The organism is Catellatospora paridis (assembly GCF_009720365.1).
Lineage (GTDB): Bacteria > Actinomycetota > Actinomycetes > Mycobacteriales > Micromonosporaceae > Catellatospora > Catellatospora paridis.
The window spans coordinates 112,796-133,656 of the sequence record NZ_ML769319.1 but is presented as its reverse complement, the minus strand read 5'-3'; the positions used below and the strand labels follow the sequence as shown (position 1 = coordinate 133,656).

The 20,861-nt window shown below is 70.0% G+C and carries 18 protein-coding genes; 6 read left to right on the top strand and 12 right to left on the bottom strand.

Features of this window, described 5'->3' with window-relative positions; translation table 11 throughout:
- Window positions 1–45: 45 nt before the first annotated feature.
- Window positions 46–1,044: a bifunctional molybdenum cofactor biosynthesis protein MoaC/MoaB gene (gene moaCB, locus F9C41_RS21845; RefSeq protein WP_269058955.1), complete on the bottom strand. Its 999-nt coding sequence runs from the start codon at window positions 1,042–1,044 to the stop codon at window positions 46–48.
- Between the two features lie 303 nt (window positions 1,045–1,347).
- Between moaCB and F9C41_RS21840 the strand changes: the two genes are divergently transcribed.
- Both F9C41_RS21840 and F9C41_RS21835 read left to right on the top strand, forming a co-directional pair.
- Window positions 1,348–3,891, top strand: a complete 2,544-nt coding sequence (locus F9C41_RS21840) for a putative bifunctional diguanylate cyclase/phosphodiesterase (RefSeq protein WP_155388686.1) — start codon at window positions 1,348–1,350, stop codon at window positions 3,889–3,891.
- 73 nt (window positions 3,892–3,964) lie between these two features.
- Window positions 3,965–5,392, top strand: coding sequence for a glycosyltransferase 87 family protein (locus tag F9C41_RS21835; protein WP_230689852.1), 1,428 nt, complete (start codon window positions 3,965–3,967; stop codon window positions 5,390–5,392).
- Here F9C41_RS21835 and crcB (F9C41_RS21830) read toward each other — a convergent pair.
- The 4 genes from crcB (F9C41_RS21830) to dnaB form a co-directional block, all read right to left on the bottom strand.
- Window positions 5,374–5,748, bottom strand: a complete 375-nt coding sequence (crcB, locus tag F9C41_RS21830; RefSeq protein ID WP_155388685.1) for a fluoride efflux transporter CrcB — start codon at window positions 5,746–5,748, stop codon at window positions 5,374–5,376. The two genes, F9C41_RS21835 and crcB (F9C41_RS21830), sit on opposite strands and share 19 nt — an antisense overlap.
- Before the next feature lie 67 nt (window positions 5,749–5,815).
- Window positions 5,816–6,139, bottom strand: a complete 324-nt coding sequence (locus F9C41_RS21825; protein WP_155388684.1) for a DUF190 domain-containing protein — start codon at window positions 6,137–6,139, stop codon at window positions 5,816–5,818.
- Window positions 6,121–6,513, bottom strand: a complete 393-nt coding sequence (gene crcB, locus F9C41_RS21820) for a fluoride efflux transporter CrcB (RefSeq protein ID WP_155388683.1) — start codon at window positions 6,511–6,513, stop codon at window positions 6,121–6,123. Before crcB (F9C41_RS21820) ends, F9C41_RS21825 begins: the two co-directional genes overlap by 19 nt.
- A gap of 16 nt (window positions 6,514–6,529) precedes the next feature.
- Window positions 6,530–7,957 (bottom strand): replicative DNA helicase, encoded by a 1,428-nt coding sequence (gene dnaB / locus F9C41_RS21815; protein ID WP_456236818.1) that lies wholly within the window; start codon window positions 7,955–7,957, stop codon window positions 6,530–6,532.
- Between the two features lie 293 nt (window positions 7,958–8,250).
- On the opposite strand from dnaB, the gene F9C41_RS21810 reads away from it, so the two are divergent.
- The gene (locus F9C41_RS21810) at window positions 8,251–8,919 is read left to right on the top strand and encodes a hypothetical protein (RefSeq protein WP_155388681.1); all 669 of its coding nucleotides are present in this window, start codon (window positions 8,251–8,253) and stop codon (window positions 8,917–8,919) included.
- 169 nt (window positions 8,920–9,088) lie between these two features.
- Window positions 9,089–10,540 (top strand): vWA domain-containing protein, encoded by a 1,452-nt coding sequence (locus tag F9C41_RS21805; RefSeq protein WP_155388680.1) that lies wholly within the window; start codon window positions 9,089–9,091, stop codon window positions 10,538–10,540.
- A 64-nt stretch (window positions 10,541–10,604) separates the two neighbouring features.
- On the opposite strand, the gene rplI is transcribed toward F9C41_RS21805, so the two are convergent.
- From rplI to F9C41_RS21780, 5 genes are all read right to left on the bottom strand, one after another.
- Window positions 10,605–11,054 carry a 50S ribosomal protein L9 gene (gene rplI / locus F9C41_RS21800; RefSeq protein WP_155388679.1) on the bottom strand — a complete coding sequence of 150 codons (450 nt, stop codon included), beginning with the start codon at window positions 11,052–11,054 and terminating at the stop codon, window positions 10,605–10,607.
- A gap of 14 nt (window positions 11,055–11,068) precedes the next feature.
- The gene (rpsR, locus tag F9C41_RS21795; RefSeq protein ID WP_120317647.1) at window positions 11,069–11,308 is read right to left on the bottom strand and encodes a 30S ribosomal protein S18; all 240 of its coding nucleotides are present in this window, start codon (window positions 11,306–11,308) and stop codon (window positions 11,069–11,071) included.
- A 52-nt stretch (window positions 11,309–11,360) separates the two neighbouring features.
- The gene (locus F9C41_RS21790; RefSeq protein WP_155388678.1) at window positions 11,361–11,882 is read right to left on the bottom strand and encodes a single-stranded DNA-binding protein; all 522 of its coding nucleotides are present in this window, start codon (window positions 11,880–11,882) and stop codon (window positions 11,361–11,363) included.
- A 97-nt stretch (window positions 11,883–11,979) separates the two neighbouring features.
- Entirely contained in the window at window positions 11,980–12,270 is a 291-nt protein-coding gene (rpsF, locus tag F9C41_RS21785; protein ID WP_155388677.1) for a 30S ribosomal protein S6, read from the bottom strand.
- A gap of 366 nt (window positions 12,271–12,636) precedes the next feature.
- Complete coding sequence (locus F9C41_RS21780; RefSeq protein ID WP_155388676.1) at window positions 12,637–13,467, bottom strand: hypothetical protein; 831 nt, start codon at window positions 13,465–13,467, stop codon at window positions 12,637–12,639.
- Window positions 13,468–13,649: 182 nt separating this feature from the next.
- On the opposite strand from F9C41_RS21780, the gene F9C41_RS21775 reads away from it, so the two are divergent.
- Complete coding sequence (locus tag F9C41_RS21775; protein ID WP_155388809.1) at window positions 13,650–14,435, top strand: deoxyribonuclease IV; 786 nt, start codon at window positions 13,650–13,652, stop codon at window positions 14,433–14,435.
- A 10-nt stretch (window positions 14,436–14,445) separates the two neighbouring features.
- Complete coding sequence (locus F9C41_RS21770; protein ID WP_155388675.1) at window positions 14,446–16,326, top strand: hypothetical protein; 1,881 nt, start codon at window positions 14,446–14,448, stop codon at window positions 16,324–16,326.
- A gap of 76 nt (window positions 16,327–16,402) precedes the next feature.
- Here the strand turns inward: F9C41_RS21770 and F9C41_RS21765 are convergent, their stop codons facing one another.
- Both F9C41_RS21765 and F9C41_RS21760 read right to left on the bottom strand, forming a co-directional pair.
- On the bottom strand, window positions 16,403–17,830 hold the full coding sequence (locus F9C41_RS21765) for a glycosyltransferase family 87 protein (RefSeq protein WP_155388674.1): 1,428 nt from the start codon (window positions 17,828–17,830) through the stop codon (window positions 16,403–16,405).
- Window positions 17,831–17,946: 116 nt separating this feature from the next.
- Window positions 17,947–20,859, bottom strand: coding sequence for a transglycosylase domain-containing protein (locus tag F9C41_RS21760; protein WP_155388673.1), 2,913 nt, complete (start codon window positions 20,857–20,859; stop codon window positions 17,947–17,949).
- Window positions 20,860–20,861: the final 2 nt, after the last annotated feature.

Below are 20,861 nucleotides of genomic sequence, written 5' to 3'. Positions count from 1 at the left end.
GGATGACCCGGACCGAGCCGGACATGCTTGCTCATCTTCTTGACCCTAGCCCTGCACAGCGGAGCCGGCCGACGCCGGATGGTCCGCGCCGCGCAGCTGTTCCACGGCGTGCGGCAGCACCTGCGCCAGCACGGCGAGGCCGTCGCGCACCCCGCCGGTCGAGCCGGGCAGGTTGACCACGAGGGTCCGCCCGGCCACCCCGGTGACGCCGCGCGACAGGGCCGCGAGCGGGGTCGCACCGCTGCCGCGTACCGCGTCGGCGATGCCGGGCACCTCGTAGTCGACGAGTTCGCGGGTGATGTCCGGGGTGCGGTCGGTCGGGCTGATGCCGGTGCCGCCGGTGGTGACGATCGCGTCGGGCCGCTCGGCCAGGGCGGCCCGCAGCGCCTGGCGCACCGGCTCGCCGTCGGGCACCACCACGACCTCGTCCACCTCGCAGCCGAACGCGCGCAGGCCGTCCGCGAGCAGCGGGCCGCCCCGGTCCTCGTACACCCCGGTCGCCGCCCGGGTCGAGGCGACGATGACCCTGACCTTGGGCGCACCGGTGTTTACCGCGGGGGCCGCCGGGGAAACCGCGGGCATGGTTCCGCGCTCCCAGAGGCCGGTCTTGCCGCCCTCCTTGCGCAGCACCCGTACGCCGTCGATCGACGCCGCGGGATCCACCGCTTTGATCATGTCGATGAGCGCCAGTCCGGCCGCGGCGACGCTGGTCAGAGCCTCCATCTCGACACCGGTACGGTCAGCGGTGCGGACGGTCGCCTGGATGTCGACACCGTCGTCAGTGACGGTGAGATCCACGGTGACGCCGTGGATGGCAATGGGATGGCAGAGCGGAATGAGATCGGGAGTGCGCTTGGCGGCCATGATGCCGGCGAGCCGAGCCACGCCGAGTGCGTCGCCCTTCGGCATGCCCTGCCCGCGCAGCAGGTCGAGCACGTCACGCGTGGTGACCACGCGCCCTGCCGCGACGGCGACACGCAGCGTGATCTCTTTGCCCGCGACGTCGACCATGCGGGCCTCCCCGCGGGCATCCACATGAGTCAGTTGAGGTGAGGAGGGAGCTGTTCCTTCTGTCACGACATGAGCCTAGTTGCTTCACGGGCGAACACTGGAAGTGAACACAGCGCGTAAACGACTCACCACTAATCGTGATAAATCGCCTTAGTTATTTGAAATGTGAACCCTCTACTAGAAATAGGCCGTGCAGAAACTACGCTCTGCATCAGAACTTGGCAAGCGCGGGGCAGTTTCTGAAGGAGGCACACATGCGCACGACCGACTGGGCATGAAAATCGCTTAGGCTGTCGGCACTCACGACCATCTGTCTGCAGACGGAAGAGGTCCGATGTGACCGGCCAGAGCACGACCCCGCAGCAGACCGACCGGCAGCTTCGACTGCTCGTCGGTCTAGTTGCGTGTACCGCCGGGCTCGTGCTCGCGTCCACCGTCGTCGCCGCGGCCATCGCCCCCGTCACCGTCGATCTGGTCCTGCGGACCCTCGCGCTGACGGTCCTGGTCGCCATCGCCTCGCTGACCCAGGTGTTCATCCGCATCCGGTCCACCCATCAGGCGGTCCACTGGGCCGACGCCGCTGTGCTGGTGGCGGCGGTGCTGTTGCCCGCGCCCTGGGCCGTGCTGTGCGCCGCGGCCGGCACCATCGCCGCCAAGGCCGTCAACCGCATGGCGCCGATGAAGTTCGTGTTCGCCGTGGCCAAGCAGACCATCACCTGCGGTCTCGCCGTGCTGATCCTGAGTTTCGGCGACGGGTCCGGCACCGATCCGCTGGCCGACCTCGGCCTGCTGGCCATCGCCTTCGGCACGGCCTTCCTCGCCGACGAGCTCCTGGTCACCCCAGTGATCGCGCTGGCCACCCAGACCAGCGCCCGGGACCGTTTCCTCGTCCACTTCGACCTGCGCGTCATCGCCGCGGTCGTCCGCTTCGCGGTCGCCGTCCTGGCACTGGCGGTGCTGGCCGAGGAGCCGCAGTTGCTGATCGCCATTCCGGCGATCGTGCTCAGCCTGCACCTGACCTACCGCGGCAAGCTGCGCGCCCGCGCCGAGCGGCTGGCCTGGCAGCAGCTCGCCGAGGCCACCGACGCCATGAACGTGGTTCAGATGGAGACCGTGCTGCACACCGCCGTCCACAACGGCGCGCGGCTGTTCTCCGCGGACCGGGTCGAGGTGGAGGTCTCGCTCGAGGGCGCACAGCAACTCGTCCGCGGCACCCAGAGCCAGATCACCTATCACGACGCCCCCGACCACGCCGTGGTCGACGAGCACAACACCGCGATCGTGCCGCTCGTCGGGGACAACGACGGCGAGCGCGTCGGCGAGCTGCGGCTGTGCTTCCAGTCGCCGGTCGCGCTGTCCGAGCGGGAGCAGTTCACGCTGCGGGCGTTCGCCGGCGCGCTGTGCACCGCGATCCGCAACGCCACCTCGTACGCCCAGCTCGAGCACCTGGCCGGGCAGCACCAGCACGACGCCACGCACGACCTGCTCACCGGGCTGCCCAACCGGCGGCGGCTGCAGCTGGAGACCGAGGACGCCCTCGACCGGCGGCGCGGCGGGCGCGGGGTGACCGCGCTGCTGGTGCTCGACCTCAACCACTTCAAGGACGTCAACGACGCCCTAGGCCACGCCGCGGGCGACCAGGTGCTGATCGCCGTGGCGCAGCGGCTGTCCGCGGCCGCGGGTCCCGAGGCGCTGGTCACCCGGCTCGGCGGCGACGAGTTCGCGGTGCTGCTGCGGAACCTGCCCGCCCCCGCGCTCGCCCTCTACCAGGCCGAGCACCTGCTCTCCACGCTGCACGAACCGGTCGACGTCGACGGCATGCCGCTGGTCGTGTCGGCCAGCGCCGGGGTGGCCACCGGGCCCAGCGAGGGCGGCTTCGTGGAGCTGCTGCGCCGCGCCGACATCGCGATGTACCAGGCCAAGCGCACCGGGCGCTCGGTCACCGCGTACGCCCCGGACAACGACACGGCCGACCGGGCCCGGCTCGTCGTCGGCGGCATGCTGCCGCGGGCGGTGGCCGAGAAGGAGTTCATCCTCCAGTTCCAGCCCATCGTCGACCTGGCCAGCGGCGAGCCGATCAGCGCCGAGGCGCTGGCCCGCTGGCAGCACCCGGACAAGGGCATGGTCGACCCGCGCAGCTTCCTCGGCTCCATCGAGCGGTCCGGGCTGCTCACCGCGTTCACCGACGCCGTGCTCGACCAGGCCCTTGCGGGCGCGGCGCGCTGGCGTGCGCTGGGCTTCCGGTGGCCGGTCGCGGTGAACATCTCACCCCGCAGCCTGCTCGACCGCCGGCTGCCCGCGCTGGTCACCCGGCGGCTGGACGACCACGGCCTGCCCGGCGACGCGCTGGTGCTGGAGCTGACCGAGTCGCACAACGTCAGCCAGCTGGACATCGTGGACAAGGTGCTGGCCGAGCTGGTCGAGCTGGGCTGCATGATCGCGCTGGACGACTTCGGCACCGGATACTCCTCGCTGTCGGTGCTGTCCCGGGTGCCCGCGAAGGAACTGAAGATCGACCGCTCGTTCGTGACGCAGATGGAGAACACCCCCAGCGCCGCCGCCGTGGTCCGCTCTCACCTGGAACTCGGCCGCCACCTCGACCTGCTGGTGGTCGCCGAGGGCGTGGAGCGCGACAGCCAGCGGCGCATGCTGTGGGACCTGGGCTGCACCGCCGGGCAGGGCCACCTGTTCGCCAAGCCGATGCCGATCGAAGAAGTGCTCGCCCTGATCAGCGCCGACGACGGCCCGGTCCGGCTGGCCGAGCCGCTGCACGACCCGGCCGCGGTGGTGCGGATGCCCGCCAAGCGCACCCCCGGCCGGACCGCCCGGCCCTCCGGCACGACGGGCACCACCGGGACGGCCGGCGGCGAGCGGGTGTAAGACTCCTCCGCATGAGCGAGCGGATGACCGGCACGGCGGCGCAGGACGGCGCGGCTTTTCCCGAGGCGACGGCGTGAGCAGCGCACCTGGCCGCATCTGGCGCAGCATCGACCGCGCCGGGGACGGCCTCGCCGTCGACCTCGGCCTGTACGCCCTGTCCGCGCTGTTCGCCTGGCTCACGATCGGCTCGACGCTCACCTCGCACCGCGCCTGGGGCGCGATCGCCGTCTGGGGCTACGCCGCCGCGACCCTCGCTGTCCTCGTCCAACTGGCCCGCCACCGCCGTCGCCGCGCCGCCGGGCCCGCTCACGATCACTCGACTTGCCAGGCAGATGCGGGAAAGCGTGCCCAAGATGCGCACGAGTGCCAGGCAAGTCCGGCGATCTTGCCGGGGTCGGGCGTGGCGGGGGCGGGGATGAGCGGGGTGGTCGCGCGGGCTTGGGTCGTCGCGGGGGCGTGGGTCGCCGTCACCGTGGTGCCGCTTGTCGGGCAGGCGGTCGCGCGGGCGGGCGGGATGAGCGGACGGGCGCAGGAGGAGGTGCTCGTCGTCGAGGAGTCGGCGCGACGCCTGCTCGACAGCGGTACGCCCTACCTGGGGCGCGACGGCATCGCCGCCCTGCCCGACCCGCTGCTCGGATACACGCCGTACCAGCCGGGCATGTCGGTGTTCGGCCTGCCCCGTGCGGTTTTCGGCGACGTCTGGTGGACCGACGCCCGGATCTGGTTCGCGCTGGTCACCGCACTGGTCCTGGCGCTCGCGGCGCGGTTGCTGCGCGACGGCACCGCGGCCCGCGACGCGCTGCTGGTACGCGCCGTGCAGGCCGCGACCGTGCTCCCGCTGTGCGCGCTGACCCTGGCCACCGGCGGCGACGACCTGCCGGTGCTGGCGCTGTGCCTGCTGGCCTTCGCGCTCGCCGCCCGGCACCGGTTCGGCTGGGCGGGCGTGGCGATCGGCGCCGCGGCGGCCATGAAGCTGCTGGCCTGGCCCGTCGCGCTGGTGCTCGGCGCGTACGCCCTGGTCCGCCGGGCGGGCGGCCGCTACGCCCTGGGCGCCGCCGGTCTGCCACTGCTCGTGCTGGTCCCGGCACTGCTGGTGGAGCCGGCCGCGTTCGTCGAGAACGTGATCCGCTTCCCGACCGGCCACGGCCTGGTCACCAGCCCCGCCGCGTCGCCGCTGCTCGGCTACCTGATCGCCCAGCACCTGCCGGCCGGCCGGATCGTCGCGCTGGCCCTGCTGGCGCTCGCCGGCCTGGCCGTCGGCCTCTGGCTGCTGCGCCGACCGCCGCGTGACGCCGGCTCGGCAGCCCTGGTCACCGCCACCGGCCTGCTCCTCGCGATCGTCCTGATGCCCGCCACCCGCTTCGGCTACCTCCTCTACCCCGCAGCCTTCGCCCTCTGGTCCCTCCCCCTCCGCCCCTCCCTCCGTGTTGATCATGAACTTATGGCACGGGTCGACGGCGTGTTACCGGCACAACTTCATGATCAACCGAAAGAGGGCTGAGCCAGGGCGTAGCCGGCAGCGGCAGCGGCCACACCGGTCGCCACGCTGACGGCGACGTTGGCGAAGGCCTGGCCGAAGGCGCCCGACTCGACGAGCTTGAGCGTCTCGTAGCCGAAGGTGGAGTACGTCGTCAGCGCGCCGCAGAACCCGGTGCCCAGCAGTGCCGTCACGCTGCCCGGCACGGCCCCGGCCAGTGCGCCGCCGGTCAGCAGGCCGAGCACGAAGGAACCGGCCACGTTCACGGTCAGCGTGCCCCACGGGAAGACCGCGTCGTGCCGCGCCTGTACCGCCCGGTCCACCAGGTAGCGCAGCGGCGCGCCCACGGCCGCGCCGAGCGCCACCAGCAGGACGGTCACCGTTGCTCCTCGCGTCGCTCGTCGTCACGGTGCGCCTGAGCCTGCCGGATTCGCTCGCAAGACTCGCTCACCGCACCACCTCGACCGGGTCCAGCATGACCAGGCCCTCCAGACCCAGTTCGGCCAGTGACGGCAGGAAGCCGCGGACGCGTTCCTCCGCGTCCACGATGACGACCATCATGGGCAGCTCCTCGGCCAGCGACAGCAACCGGTCGGTGTGGATGCGCGAGTGCGTGCCGAACCCCTCGACGCCGCGCAGCACCGACGCGCCGGCCAGCCCGGCCGCGTGGGCCCGGTGCACGATCTCGGTGTACATGGGGCGGTGCCGCCACCGGTCGCCCTCGCCGACCAGGATCGTCAGGCGCAGGCCGTTCACCGTCGTACCAGCCATCTGGTCACCACCATCCCGCCGTACACCGCCGGCAGCGCGACCAGCAGCGTGCCCACCAGGTACGCCGCCGCGACCGCGACCGCTCCGGCGTCCGCCAACCGCACTATGTCGACGGTATAGGCGGAGAAGGTGGTATACCCGCCCAGCACGCCGGTGCCGAGGAACGGGCGCAGCAGCCGCCGCCCCGGCCACACGTGCGCGACCAGTGCCATCAGCACGCCGATGAGCAGGCAGCCGGTGGCGTTGACTGCGAAGATCCCCCACGGGAACCCGGTGGGGGAGGCCGGCACGGCCCGGCTCACCGCATGGCGGGCCAGCGCGCCGAGCACGCCGCCCGCGGAGATCACCGCGAGCACGTCCCACTGCCTGCGCACGTCTGCGGGCCTGCGGTCAGATCGCCATGTCCACGAAGCGCGAGAAGTGCAGCTGCGCGGCGACGGTGATGGTGTCGGTCGGGCCGTTACGGTGCTTGGCCACGATGAAGTCGGCCTCGCCCGCGCGCGGCGACTCCTTGTCGTAGTAGTCGTCGCGGTGCAGCAGGATCACGACGTCGGCGTCCTGCTCGATCGAGCCGGACTCACGCAGGTCCGACAGCTGCGGCCGCTTGTCGGTGCGCTGCTCGGGGCCACGGTTCAGCTGGCTGACCGCGATCACCGGGCATTCGACCTCCTTGGCCAGCAGCTTGAGGCCACGCGACAGTTCGGAGACCTCCTGCTGGCGGCTCTCGGTCTTCTTCGGCGAGCTCATCAGCTGGAGGTAGTCGACGACGATCAGCTTCAGGTTGTGCCGCTGCTTGAGACGGCGCGCCTTGGCCCGGATCTCCATCAGGTTCATGTTCGGGGTGTCGTCGACGAAGATCGGCGCTTCGGAGATCTCGCCCATGCACCGGGCGAGCTTGGTCCAGTCGTCGTCGGACAGCTGCCCGGAGCGAAGCACGTGCAGCGGCACCCGCGCCTCCGCCGACAGCAGACGCATCACGATCTCGGTCTTCGACATTTCCAGCGAGAAGATCGCACTGGCCATATCGGCTCGAACCGCAGCATGGCGGGCAAAATCCATAGATGCCGTCGACTTGCCCAAACCAGGTCTTCCAGCAACAATGATCAATTGTCCGGGCTGGAGGCCGCTGAGCAGTCGGTCGAGGTCGCTGAAGCCGGTCGGCACGCCGCGCATGCTGCCGTCGGCCGCGCCCACCGCCTCGATCTCGTCCAGCGTCGGCTGGATCATGTCGGCGAGGATGGCGAAGTCCTCGCTGACCCGGCGCTCGGTCACGTCGTAGATGGCCTGCTGGGCGAGATCCACCACGTCGTCGACGTCGCGGCCGGAGCCGGCCGCGGAGCCGTAGCCCAGTTGCACGATCTTCGTGCCGGCCTCGACCAGGCGGCGCAGCACGGCGCGCTCGCTGACGATGCGGGCGTAGTAGGACGCGTTGGCCGCGGTCGGCACCGTCGAGATGAGCGTGTGCAGGTACGGCGCGCCGCCGATGCGGGCCAGGTCGCCGGCGCTCTCCAGCACCGCCGCGACCGTGATCGCGTCGGCGGGCTCGCCGCGGCCGTAGAGGCCGAGCACGGCCTCGAAGATGGTGGAGTGGGCGGGGCGGTAGAAGTCGTTCGCCCGCAGGATCTCGACCACGTCCGCGATGGCGTCCTTGGAGAGCATCATGCCGCCGAGCACGCACTGCTCCGCGGCCACGTCCTGCGGGGGAGTCTTCTCGAAGGGCACCTGCTCGGCCGCCGGGGCTGCCTGGGCCGCGGTGAACTGCCCGCGTACGCCGTCCCCGACCGATGTCACGGCGCCTCCCTCAGAACCCGATTCGATTGACCCTAGGCGCGTGAATCACCCCGCACAAACACCCGTGGGGACGAGGCTGGGGGCAACCTGTGGACAACCCGCCCCAGGCTGTGGGGGACCCTGTGCACAGGGTGTGGACAACTTTCCCCCACACCCTGTGGATAACGCTTTGACCTGCTATTTCTCTCCACACAGGCTGTGCAAACAAGATTCTTTCCAAGATTTTCGCCCGGCGTGGCGCAGATCATAAGATCGCCAGCTGCCTATTCTCGCCGGTTCGGGGGATTGCCTGGGATATCGGTCTCCGACAGGCTCCGACCGTGGGATATCCGGATTGGTCGGCGCAGGGTGACGGCCGGGGAGCGCAGCAGCCTGCCACGCCCAACACCAGGGCGGGCGGCTGGCCGCACCCGTCGGATCCCGCCGTGCCCCGGCAGCGCTCCGCGGCCGACCGCTACGGCCCGGCCGACGATCACGGCCAGTCCACCGACTACGGCCCGCCCGCCGACGCGGGGTTCCACACCTACGTCACCGGCGACAACTACGACAGCTACGACAGCTACGACAGCTACGACGACCGTTGGCCGGACAACCTCGCCGATCTCCGCCCGCCGGAGGCGCGCACCGGTCACGAGTACGGTCATGGCGCGCCGGCCCACACCGAACGCGACTACTGGACCGCCCTGCTGTGGGCGTCCGGCTTCTACGCCGTGCCGCTGGTGGTGCTGATCGTGCGGGCACTGCTGCTGTCCGGCGAGCCCGACGCCGCCTGCGTCGCGGCCGGCCTGGGCGGCTGCGAGTCGGCACGCTCGGCCGCCCTCGGCGATCTCATCGCCGGTTCCCCCCGCTGGGGCCTGGCGCTGCTCGGCGCCCTCGCCATGGCGGCGGTGCTGCGCTGGGCGAGCGACAGCTGGCGCGCGGCCACCATCGGCTTCTGCTCGGCCGTGGTGGCCGGCGGCGCGACCACCGTCCTGCTCAGCATCATCTGAGGCACTCCCGCCAGATCACGGCGAGCGCACGGTTTGGTCACGGCCGGTTCCGCTTTCGTCTCAGGTGCGCCACGGAAGCGGTAAATGATCATCAATGCGCTTGCTATGAAGTCCGGTATCCGACCCGGCCGGAATCACCCGGCCCGGACCGGCTTCACGGGAGGTCCCGATGAGACTGAAGAGCGCCGCGGTCGTGTTCTGCACCCTGATCGCCCTGGCCGGCTGCGGCTCCAGCGACGCGCCGGACAGTGCCCCAAACCCACCCAGCAGAGGCGACGGCGCGCAGAACGAGACCGGCCCGCAGCGTCCCTCGCGGGACGACCTGTCCACGTTCGCCCTCGATGTCGACACCGCCTCGTACGGCTACGCCGCCGGACGGCTGCGCGACGGCCGCCGTCCCGCCCCGGACACCGTGCGCCCGGAGGAGTTCGTCAACTCGTTCGACCAGCACTACGCGCAGCCGAAGGGCGACGGCTTCGCCGTGCACGTGGACGGTTCGCGGCTGCCCGCCTCGCACGAGGCGTCCCGCGACACCCGGCTGCTGCGCATCGGCCTGCAGACCCGCGGGGAGGACAGCGAGCAGCGCAAGAACGCCGCGCTCACGTTCGTCATCGACGTGTCCGGCTCCATGGACGACCCCGACCGCCTCGGCCTGGTGCAGGACGCGTTGCACACGCTCGTCGACCAGCTGCGCCCCACCGACGCGGTGGCGATCGTGACCTTCAGCGACAAGGCCAAGCTGGTCCGCGAGATGACCCGGGTGTCGGAGAAGCAGCGGCTGCACGCCGCCATCGACTCGCTGAAGGCCGGTGGCAGCACCAACCTCGGCGACGGCCTGGTCACCGGGTACGAGACCGCGCGCGACGGATTCCGTGAGGGCTTCAGCAACCGGGTCATCCTGCTTTCCGACGGCCTGGCCAACACCGGCACCACCGACGCCGACCGCATGCTGCGCCAGGTCCGTGAGGAGGCGGACAAGGAGATCGCGCTGCTGGGTGTGGGTGTCGGCAGCGACTACGGCGACGAGCTGATGGAGCGGCTGGCCGACCGCGGCGACGGCTTCGTGGTGTACGTCTCCGAGCGCCGCGAAGCCCGCGACGTCTTCGTGCGGCGGCTGCCCGCCACGCTGGCGCTGCGTGCCCTGGACGCCAAGGCGCAGGTGCAGTTCGACGCCAAGACCGTCGCGTCCTACGAGCTGATCGGTTACGAGAACCGCCAGGTCGCCGACGACGACTTCCGCAACGACCGGGTCGACGGCGGCGAGGTGGGCCCCGGCCACTCGGTGACCGCCCTCTACCTGGTGCGTCTCAAGGCCGAGGCCACCGGCCGCGTCGCGGAGGTGCGGGTGCGCTGGCTGGACCCGAGCACGAAGCAGCCGTCCGAGACGTACGAGTCGATCGCGGTCGGCGACCTGTCCGGGGACTTCACCGGCGCGGACGTGCGGCTGCGGGTGTGCTACACGGCCGCCTTCTTCGCCGTCGCGCTGCGCGGCGGTGAGGGCGCCGGCGCCGTACGGCTGACCGACCTCGCGAAGATCGCCGACGAGGCCGCCGCCCGGCTCGACGAGCGCCCCGTCGACGACCTCGCCGAACTGATCCGCACTGCCCAGCGGCTTTCCTGACCCGGAACGGCGGCAGGCCCCCGGACCGATCGGTCCGGGGGCCTGCCGCTGTGTTGCGAGTGCCTTACTTGGAGGCGACCACGTTCAGGTTGAACTTGGCGGTCACGTCCGGGTGCAGCTTGATCTGCACCGTGTAGCCACCGGTCGACTTGATGGCGGCCGGCAGCTCGATCTTGCGCTTGTCCAGCGTCGGACCGCCCGCGGTCTTGACCGCCTCGGCGACCTCGTTCGCGGTCACGGAGCCGAACAGACGGCCGCCCTGGCCGGCGCGCGCCGACAGGGTGACCTTCAGGCCCTCGAGCTGCGACTTGATCTCGTTGGCGTGACCCAGGTCGCGGACCTCACGAGCCCCACGGGCCCGCTTGATCGACTCGACCTGCTTCTCCGCGCCCTTGGTCCACAGGATCGCGAAACCCTGGGGGAGCAGGTAGTTACGGCCGAAGCCGGCCTTGACCTCAACGATGTCGCCGGGGGTGCCGAGACCGGACACCTCGTGCGTCAGAATGATCTTCATCAGGTGCCCTCCTCTCAGCGACCGGTGGTGGTGTACGGCAGGAGCGCCATCTCGCGGGCGTTCTTGACCGCCCGAGCGATCTGCCGCTGCTGCTGCGTGGTAACGCCGGTCACCCGTCGCGCGCGGATCTTGCCGCGGTCGGAGATGAACTTGCGCAGCAGCGCGGTGTCCTTGTAGTCGATGTAGGTGATCCCCTCCTTGTCGAGCGGGTTCACCTTCTTCTTCGGTTTGCGCAGGGCCGCAGCCTTCGCCATGATCTCTACCTCAGTCTGTTTCCACTGACCGGGGACCGTGCACGGTCACCTGTCAGAACGGTGGCTCGTCGTCGAAATTGCCGCCACCCGAACCGCCTGCGGGAGCAGCCGTCGCCCACGGGTCGTCGGAGAAACCTCCGCCGCCGCCGGAGCTGTTGCCGCCGCCGCTGGAGCCGGAGCCGTAGCCCCCACCGCCTCCGCCGCCGGAACGCGACATCTTCTGCACCTTCGCCGTGGCATACCGCAGCGACGGGCCGATCTCGTCGACTTCCAGCTCGTAGACCGTGCGCTTCTCGCCCTCCTTCGTCTCGTACGACCGCTGACGCAGTCGTCCGGAGACGATGACGCGGGAGCCCTTCTGCAGCGACTCGGCTACGTTCTCCGCCATCTGCCGCCACATGTTGCAGGACAGGAAGAGCGGCTCGCCGTCCTTCCACTCGCCGGACGCGCGGTCCAGCGTGCGGGGGGTCGATGCGAGACGGAACTTCGCCACTGCCGCACCCGACGGGGTGAAGCGCAGCTCAGGGTCGTCGACAAGATTGCCGATGACCGTGATGGTGGTTTCTCCAGCCATGACCTTCTCCTCGGTTCACATATGTTCTGCCGCAAAGGTTCCCACAGGGATGCGACAGCACACGTGAAGTGGTCCGGGCGTCGCGGGTGTCAGGAAGTCAGCGGACTTCCGGACGGATGACCTTGGTGCGCAGCACCGACTCGTTGAGTCGCAGCTGGCGGTCCAGCTCGGCAACGGCCGCAGGCGTGGCCTGCAGGTCGATGACGGCGTAGATGCCCTCGGTCTTCTTGTTGATCTCGAAGGAGAGCCGGCGACGGCCCCACACATCGAGCTTCTCGACCGAACCACCCGAAGTGCGGATCACGTTGAGGTACGTGTCGAGCGACGGGGCGACGGTGCGCTCCTCGAGACTGGCGTCGAGGATGACCATTACTTCGTAGTGACGCAAGACGTACTCACCTCCTATGGGCTTGGCGAGACCGGTGACCGGCCTCTTCGGCTACGGACTGTCCGTAGCAGGAGGTCTGCGTCGTTCCATGCGAATGCCGCGGGATAGGCCCGCGGCACACGGAACCCGACCATGTTACCTGGTCGGCCGCCCGCCCCCGGCGTCGCCGTCCCCACCGCGGTCGGCCGACCCCCACGAGGCCGCGTCGGCATGCGGACAGACAGCGAGACGCGGCCACCGGTGCGGTGGCCGCGTCTCGTCGAGGAGGACCGCGGGGCGCTCTATCCGAACTGCTGGGTGGGACCTGGGGAGGAACGACCACACCGACGATGTTGGAGAGAAGCGCCCCGCGGAGTATTTAATATTCTACGCGAACTCTGCCCGAGTTGCTCGCTGAGCGATAATAGCGCGGATTGCCCCGGCTGCAACACCAACGACACACACTGTCGCGATAATTGCAAGAAGTCCGATTGGCCCCTTGTCGGGAGAGGTGGACGACACCCGGGTGGAGTCGAGCGTCTCACTGCCACCGACCACCGACACCGCGGGTGGGGACTCCTGCGCCCCGGCCGGCTCGCCGTCGTCCTCACCGGGGGTCGGGAACAGGGTCTCCTCCGGCGCGGCCACGTCCGGCTCCTCGGTGCCAGGGGCCGGCGGGTCGTTGCGGCTCGTCGACCGGCTGGAGCTCGGCTGGCCCGCCGCCTTCGTAGGGCTGGGCTTGGCGGACGGCTTGCGGCTCGGCGTCGACCCGCTGCCCTGCCCGCCGCTGCTCGAACTGCTGCTCGACGGGGTCGAGGTCGAGCGATTGACGACGTCGACCGTCAGCGGCTCGAAGGTCGGGTTCAGGTTCAGCAGGCATTCGGGCACCATGGCCACCTTGACCGGCCCCCGGTGGAACTGGACCTCCACCGTCTCGCCGTCGGCGACCTCCGCGCTGTCCTTGCCGTCGATCTTCAGCGTGGCACCCTGGCCCAGGCCGTTGGTGAGGCGCACCTTCGCCTCGGCGTTGACGGTGATCTTCGTGGTGGCCGGCTTGGAGCCGCACAGCAGCAGACCGAGACCGCCGCCACTGAAGCTGACGCCGGGCGCCGCCTCGGGCTCCGCGGCTCCGGCCGGGCTGGCGGCGAGCAGCGGCAGGCCCGCGAGAAGTCCGGCCGCCGCGAAGGCCGCGGCTCGCCGACGAATGGCGTACGACATGAGCGCATCTCCCCCTGGGGCGTGCGCCCCGGATCCGGTCGCCTCGCGGGGGGCGAGGAGGCACGCCCCGCAAGGTCCCCGGCTGGGGGAGCACGGTGCGGCATAGAAATCAACGCAACAAACCGGCTCCGGTTGCGCATGCGACCCGAGCGCGTGCGGAGCGGAGCGGTAATACTGGTCGAATGCTTATCGGGGCTCACGTCGATTATGAAGATCCACTAGCTGAGGCGACCGCGCGAAACGCCGATGTCGTGCAGTTCTTCCTCGCCGATCCACAGGGCTGGAAGGCCCCGGAGATCCGGCCGGACGCCGAGGCGCTGCGGGCCAGTTCGGTGGAGATCTTCGTGCACGCCCCTTATGTGCTCAATCTCGCATCGACGAACAACCGGATCCGCATCCCCAGCCGCAAGCTGCTCGGCCAGCACGCCGCCGCGGCCGCCACGGTGGGTGCCAGCGGCCTCATCGTTCACGGCGGTCACGTCAACAAGGGCGAGGACGTCGCGGTCGGCATCGACAACTGGCGCAAGGCGCTGCAGAAGGCGCAGGACGACGGCGGCCTGCCGACCCGGGTCCTGATCGAGAACACGGCGGGCGGCGACAACGCCTGCGCCCGGCGCTTCGACGAGCTGGCCCGGCTCTGGGACGCGGTCGGCGAGTTCGGCGTGGGTTTCTGCCTGGACACCTGCCACGCCCATGCGGGCGGCGAGGAGCTGCTCGACATCGTGGACCGGGTGAAGTCCATCACCGGGCGCATCGACCTCGTGCATGCGAACGGATCGCGAGACGGATTCGACTCCGGCCGCGATCGGCACGACAATCTGACAGTCAAGAACGTTGAACCCGGGATGATCGACCCCGAGCTGGTGGCCGCCGTGGTGCGCGCCGCCGGCGCGCCCGCCGTGGTGGAGACGCCCGGCGGGGCGGAGGGTCAGTCCGCCGACATCGCGTACCTGCGCGCACACCAGTAGAGGGGAACCTGTGAACGGGACCGACGCCGCGCCCGCCAAGGAGCCGACCGCCGTCAAGGAACCGGTTGCCCCTCGCCACGCCGCACCCGAACCGGAGCCGGTCGAGGACGACGCCTTCGCCCGGTTCAGCCCGGCGACGGAGGAGGAGAAGCCGACCAGGCTGCGCCGGGTGCTACGGGGCACCGGGCGTGCGCTGCTGCACGAGTGGGCCCTGGCCGCGTACGCGTCGCTGGCGCTCGCCGTGGCGATGACCTGGCCCACCCTGCGCTACCCGGCGTACACGATCCCCCAGGACACCGGCGACCCCACCCTGCAGGCGTGGCAGATGGCCTGGTCCGGGCACGTGCTCAAGACCGACTGGTCCCAGCTGTGGAACTCCAACAGCTTCTACCCGGAGAAGTACAGTTTCGCCTTCTCCGACACCCTGCTCGGCTACGCGCCCGCCGGCCTGTTCGGCACCGGGCTGGAGGCGGCGCTGGTCCGCTACAACATCATGTACGTGCTGCTGCACGCGCTCGCCTTCTTCGGGGCGTACGTGCTGGTGCGGCAGCTGGGCTCGGGCAAGACCGGGGCGGCCGTGGCGGGCGCCGCGTTCGCGTACGCGCCGTGGCGGCTGGCTCAGGCCGGGCACATGCACGTGATGTCGGTCGGCGGCATCGCCCTCGCGCTGGCCATGCTGGCGCGCGGGCACGGTTACTCGCTGCGCCACGGCTACCGCCCGGAGCTGCGCAAGCCGGGCTGGGTGCTGGCGGGCTGGCTGGTCGCCGCCTGGCAGATCAGCCTCGGCTTCGGCATCGGCCTGCCCTTCGCGTACGTGCTGGCGACGATCGCGCTCACCTCGGTGATCACGTACTTCGTACGCCGCAAGTGGTTCTGGAGCGAGCCGAAGCCGTTCGGCTGGATGCTGCTGGCCTGCAACGCCGTCGGCGGCTTCTTCTTCGCCGCGACCGGCGGCCTGATGGCGCTGGCCTACTTCAAGGTCCTGGAGCTGCACCCGTACGCCGAGCGCTCCGACGTCGAGGTCAGCTGGTATTCGCCGCCGGTGCTCGGCTTCTTCACCAGCCCCGCCCAGTCGATGCCGTGGGGCGAGGCGCACTCCGGCGCCCGCGAGGCGCTGGGCTGGGCGGCGGGGGAGACCAGCCTGCTGCCCGGCTTCGTGCTCTACGGCCTGGCCTTCGCCGGACTGATCATGTCGATCTGGACCCTGCGCCAGCGGCTGCTGCTGTTCGGCGGCGTGCTGCTGACGGTGATCCTGGCCATGGGCACCAAGTTCTTCGGCGGCCGCCCCGGCTACCTGACGCTGTACGACATCCTGCCGGGCTGGAGCGGCATCCGCACCCCTGGTCGGCTCGTCATCTGGACCACGCTGCTGCTGGCGATCCTGGCCGCCGGCGCGGTGACCGCGTTCGTCGAGCAGGCCAAGACGGTCGCGGAGGACCGGGTGCCGTCCCGCCCGCACCCGCTGCTGCGGCTGGCCACCTTCCTGCCGCTGCTGTTGGTGCTGGCGGAGGGCCTGAACGTGACCGAGCACCCGGTGGTGCCGCTGCAGCCGCCGTCCATGGCGACCGCGCAGGCGCCGATGCTGGTGCTGCCCAGCGACGCGCTGATGGACATGAAGGTGATGGCCTGGTCCACGGACCGGATGGCGCCGATCGTCAACGGCAACAGCGGCTTCACCCCGGCCACGCTCACCGAGATCCGGGAGCTGACCAAGACGTTCCCGGATCAGGCCAGCGTCAACCGGCTGCGCGAGCTCGGCGTCAAGACCGTGCTGGTGCTGCGGGAGGAGGCCAAGGGCACGCCGTACGAGCCGGCCCTGACCGCGCCCGCGGACGGTCTCGGGGTGCAGCGCACCGACGCGCCGGACGCGGTCGTCTTCACCCTGTCGTAGGCAGGCGGCACGACGGAGCCCCCGTCACCAGGGAGACGATCCTGGTGGCGGGGGCTCTTGCCGTCTGGTCGGGCAGCTAGGCGAGCGCGGGCACTCCCCGCTCGGTGGCCGGCTCGGCCGCTGTCGGCTCGTTGGCCGGGCCGCCGTCCGGGTCGGGAGTGTCGGTGTCGGCGTACGTGCGCCGCACCACGTCCAGTTCCGGGCGGACCATGTCCCGGATCACCAGCACCACGAGCAGGATCACGGTGGACAGGCGCAGCACCGAGGCGAAGATGAACACGCCTTCGGGGAAGACCTGCTTGCCCGAGGCGCCCATCAGCTCGCCGTAGAAGGCGATGAAGTAGCAGACCTCGGCGAGCTGCCAGGCCAGGAAGGCGGGCCACTTCGGGCGGGCCAGCACCAGCAGCGGCAGCAGCCACAGCGTGAACTGCTGCGACCACACCTTGTTGGTGATCAGGAAGATCGCGACGACCAGGAACGCCAGTTGCGCCAGCCGCGGCGGCGTCTTCACCCGCAGGCCGAACACCAGCAGGCCCACGCAGGACAGCACGAACAGGCCCAGCGACAGGTTGGTCACCAGCGGGACGTTGTTCCACAGCTCGAGCCCGAACGGGTCGAAGTGGCGGCCGACGTACCAGGAGGTGCCCCAGTCGATGATGCGTTCGGAGTTGAGGTCGAGAAAGCGCCGCCAGTTCTCGAAGTTGATCAGCATGACCGGCACGTTCACCGCCAACCAGGCGATCACCCCGGCCGCGATCGAGTTGACGAGTGCGGCGTACTGCTTCGAGCGCAGCGAGACGATCAAGATCGGCAGGAACAGGAAGGCCGGCCAGAGTTTCGCCGCCATGCCCAGGCCCAGCATCACCCCCGCCGCGGCCGGATACTTCTTCGCCCACAGCCATATCCCGGCCACCGCCAGCACGATGGCCAGCATGTCCCAGTTGACCGTCGCGGTGACCAGCAGCACCGGGGACAGCGCGAACAGCGCCGCGTCCCACGGTCTGCGCCGCCGCAGCGACAGGATCATGGCGACCGAGGCGATGGCGAACAGGCTGAGCACGAACGCGTTGGTGTCGTAGAACAGCGTCGCCTGCGGGATCGCGCTGTTCTTCTCGCCGAGCGCGTGGATCGGCAGCCCCAGCGCGCCCATGAACGCGCCGGTCAGCACCGGGTACTCCACCGGGTAGTCGACGTAGGGCACCATGCCCTCGTTGAGGTGCTCGGCGTAGTACAGCGCCAGCACGTCGGTGTAGCAGAACTGGGTGTACTGGCTGTGGTCGGCCCACGCGCCGTCCCGGCAGGGCGACTTCTGGACCCAGTGCAGCGCCAGCGTCAGGCAGGTGAGCGCGAGCACGATCCGCGCGGCCGTCCAGAACCGCCCGCCGCGCGAGGGTGTCTCGGGCACGGCGTGCTCGCCGCGCGGTCCGCCGATCGCCTCGCTGAGCCCCCGGACGAAGCCGTCCTCCCCGGCGGGTGACACCACGTGCTCACGAACATCACTCATAGCCCGACATCCTGCCTCAGAAACCTGGGAAGTGCAGCAAGGCGCTTCCCGCGTCGTCGATGCCCGGACAGACGAAGAGGGACCCACGCGGGGGTCCCTCTTCGGTCAGCCGGCGGTCACGGGCAGGTTTTGCCCGGCCGCGGTATGCAGATCCCACCACCGCCGGTGCCCGACGGCGTCGGGTTCGGGTTGGGGTTGTTCGGGTCACCAGGGTTGCCCGGGTTACCGGGCTGGTTCTCGCAGCCCGGCTGCTGCGGGTTGAGGAAGCAGGCGTTCGGGTCCGGGGTCGGGCTCTCCTTGCCGTCGCCGGCGCCCGTGTCGCCGATGCAGCCGCCGCAGCCGACCTCGATCGGCTTGGCCTTGAAGCCGAGCACGTCGTCGGCCTTGTCCATGAACTGCTTCCAGATCGTCTTCGGCAGGTTGCCACTGCCGATCTTGTTTTTGTTGGGGTCCCGGATCGGCTCGGACTCGTGCAGGTAGTTGCCGACCCAGACCGCGGTCGCGATCTGCGGCGTGTAGCCGACATACCAGGCGCTGGAGTTCTCGCCCTTGAACTTGTCGCTGGCCTGCCAGGTGCCCGACTTGGAGACCGAGTCGCGGTCGTTCAGCTTGGTGCCGCTGTAGTTCTTCAGCACGGCGTTGACCTCGCCGACGATGCGCGGCTCGATGCGCGGCTCGCCCTTGGTCTTCGCCCCGGTGCCGGGCACCGGCTTCCACACGACCTTGCCGTCCTCGGTCGACTTGCGCTCGACCTTCGCGATGAAGTGCGGCGCGTGGTAGACGCCGTTCGCCGCGAAGGTGGCGATGCCCGAGGCGTGGTCGAGCACGGTGATCGGGTACTGCCCGAAGCCGACGTGGTTGCCCAGCGGAACCGAGTCCGCCTTCGTCTTGGTGAGGTCGAAGGCCTTGTTGCCGTCGTCCCAGATCATGGTGACGCCGGCCTTCTTGGCCATGTCCACCACCGCGGACGGGCCGATCTTCGCGGTGACCTTGTAGAACGGCACGTTGAAGGACTTCTGCGCCATCACGGCGAGCGTGCAGTTCGTGTCGCAACCCGCATCGCTGCCGTCCCGGCCGGCGTTGCGGATCTCGCTCTTGGCGCCCTTCGGGACGAACGGGGTCGGGTCCCAGTGCGACTCCACCGAGATGTCGTGCGCGACCGCCGCGGCCAGAGTGTAGATCTTGAAGGACGACGCGGGGGAGTGCCCGCCGCTGACGAACGGGCCGCCCTCGCCGTTCTTGCCGGCCTTGTCGTACGTGGTGCCGTCCATGCCGCCGTAGTAGGCGAGCACCCCGCCGGTCTGCGGGTCGATGGCGACGGCGGCCGCCGTGACGTTCTTCGGGTACTTGTTCAGCAGCGAGGTCGACTTGTCGGTGACCTTGGAGACGTCGGACCGGCAGACGACCTTCTTGTCATCGGTCGACAGCGGCTTGCCGTCGGCACCGAGCTTGGTCTTTCCGTCCTCGGCCAGCGTGAACGGGATGGCCTTCTTGGTCTTGACGTCCGTGCAGCCCTCGGTGACCGTGTACTCCCGGTAGAGCCGCTTCTCCAGCTCCGCCTGTGCCTTGGCGTTGATGGTCAGCGTGATCCGCAGGCCGCCGTTCTTCCAGTCCGTGATGCCGATGGCCTCCAGCGCCTTCTTGACCTCCGGAGTCTCCATCTCCTTCTTGATGTAGTTGATCACCGGACCGGTGCTGGACCCCTTGATGCCCCAGGTGGCGTTGTTCTTACCGCCGGGGGTGAACGGAATCGGCATGGGGTATTCCTTGGCCTTGACCTCGTCCACCTCGGCCTGCGTCAGGGTCTTCATCTTCACCACGCTGTTGAGCACGTAGTTCCAGCGGTCCTTGGCGGCGGCCTCGTCGTTCTGCGGGTCGTAGCCCTTGTACTTGCAGTCCTTGAGTTCCACGTCACCGCACTGCGGCTCGGGCTGCTTGAGCACCGCGCCGAGCACCGCCGCCTGACCGATGGTCAGCTTCTCCGCGTCGACGCCGAAGTAGGCCCTGGCCGCCGCGCCGACACCCGTCGCACCCCGGCCGAAGTACGCCGTGTTGACGTAGTAGCCGAGGATCTGGTCCTTGGTGTGGTTCTGCTCCAGCTCGCGGGCCCAGACCGCCTCGCGCAGCTTGCGGGCGTAGGTGACCTCGAGGTCCTGCGCCGCGGCGCGGGCGTACTGCTGGGTGATCGTCGAGGCGCCCTGGGTCGCGCCGCCGGTGAGGTTGTTCCACGCGGCGCGGGCGATGCCCCAGATGTCGATGCCGTCGTGGTTGTAGAAGTCCTGGTCCTCACCCGCGATCAGGGTGTCCTTGATCTTCTTGTCCAGCACGGACATGTCGACGATGCGGCGGTTCTCCGTGCCGAGCTGCGCGACCTGGGTCTTGCCGTCGGAGGCGAAGATCAGGGTGTTCTCCTGCGTCTTGAACTCGCCCGGCTCGGGCACGCCGCTCAGGAACGAGGTGAACGCGATCATCCCGCCGCCGGCGAGCATGATCAGCACAGCCACCGCGGCGAGCGCGATGGTGAGCTTGTTGCGTTTCTTCTTGGGCTTGCCGTTCTTGCCGACCTTGCCGTTCTTGCCCTTGCCGGCAGGCCGGTCCTCGTCGTCCGTGTCGAGGCCCGCGGGGCGCACGCCGGCACGGCCGGCGACGCTCGCGCGGCCCGCCGAGCCGCCGACGGATGCCGAGCCGACAGCCGCCCGGCCGCCGACGGTCGCACGTCCGGCCGAGGAGCCGACACTGGCGCGCCCGGCGGCCGGGCTGACCGGCGGGTTCACCGGAGCCTGGCCGTAGCCCTGGTCGCCGTAGCCGTGCTGGTCAGCGCCACCGTAGCCGCCACCCTGGGGCGCGTATCCGCCGCCATTGGCGGAGTACTGCCCTTGGTCCGCCTGGTCGCTCGACGAGTAGTCGTAGCCGTAGTCGGCGGATGGCACCGAGGCGCGGCCCGAACTCTGCGCGGGCGCCGGGTATGACTGACGATATTGCTCGTCGTCATACCCGGGGCCGGCGTTGGGGTCGCCGTACGAAGTCATCT

Excerpts from the sequence above, each read along its gene's own strand:
- F9C41_RS21825 (WP_155388684.1), bottom strand. The coding sequence starts at position 6,139 with ATGGCTGGTACGACGGTGAACGGCCTGCGCCTGACGATCCTGGTCGGC.
- F9C41_RS21805 (WP_155388680.1), top strand. The coding sequence starts at position 9,089 with ATGAGACTGAAGAGCGCCGCGGTCGTGTTCTGCACCCTGATCGCCCTG.
- rplI (WP_155388679.1), bottom strand. The coding sequence starts at position 11,054 with ATGAAGATCATTCTGACGCACGAGGTGTCCGGTCTCGGCACCCCCGGC.
- rpsR (WP_120317647.1), bottom strand. The coding sequence starts at position 11,308 with ATGGCGAAGGCTGCGGCCCTGCGCAAACCGAAGAAGAAGGTGAACCCG.
- F9C41_RS21790 (WP_155388678.1), bottom strand. The coding sequence starts at position 11,882 with ATGGCTGGAGAAACCACCATCACGGTCATCGGCAATCTTGTCGACGAC.
- F9C41_RS21780 (WP_155388676.1), bottom strand. The coding sequence starts at position 13,467 with ATGTCGTACGCCATTCGTCGGCGAGCCGCGGCCTTCGCGGCGGCCGGA.
- F9C41_RS21775 (WP_155388809.1), top strand. The coding sequence starts at position 13,650 with ATGCTTATCGGGGCTCACGTCGATTATGAAGATCCACTAGCTGAGGCG.
- F9C41_RS21765 (WP_155388674.1), bottom strand. The coding sequence starts at position 17,830 with ATGAGTGATGTTCGTGAGCACGTGGTGTCACCCGCCGGGGAGGACGGC.
- F9C41_RS21760 (WP_155388673.1), bottom strand. The coding sequence starts at position 20,859 with ATGACTTCGTACGGCGACCCCAACGCCGGCCCCGGGTATGACGACGAG.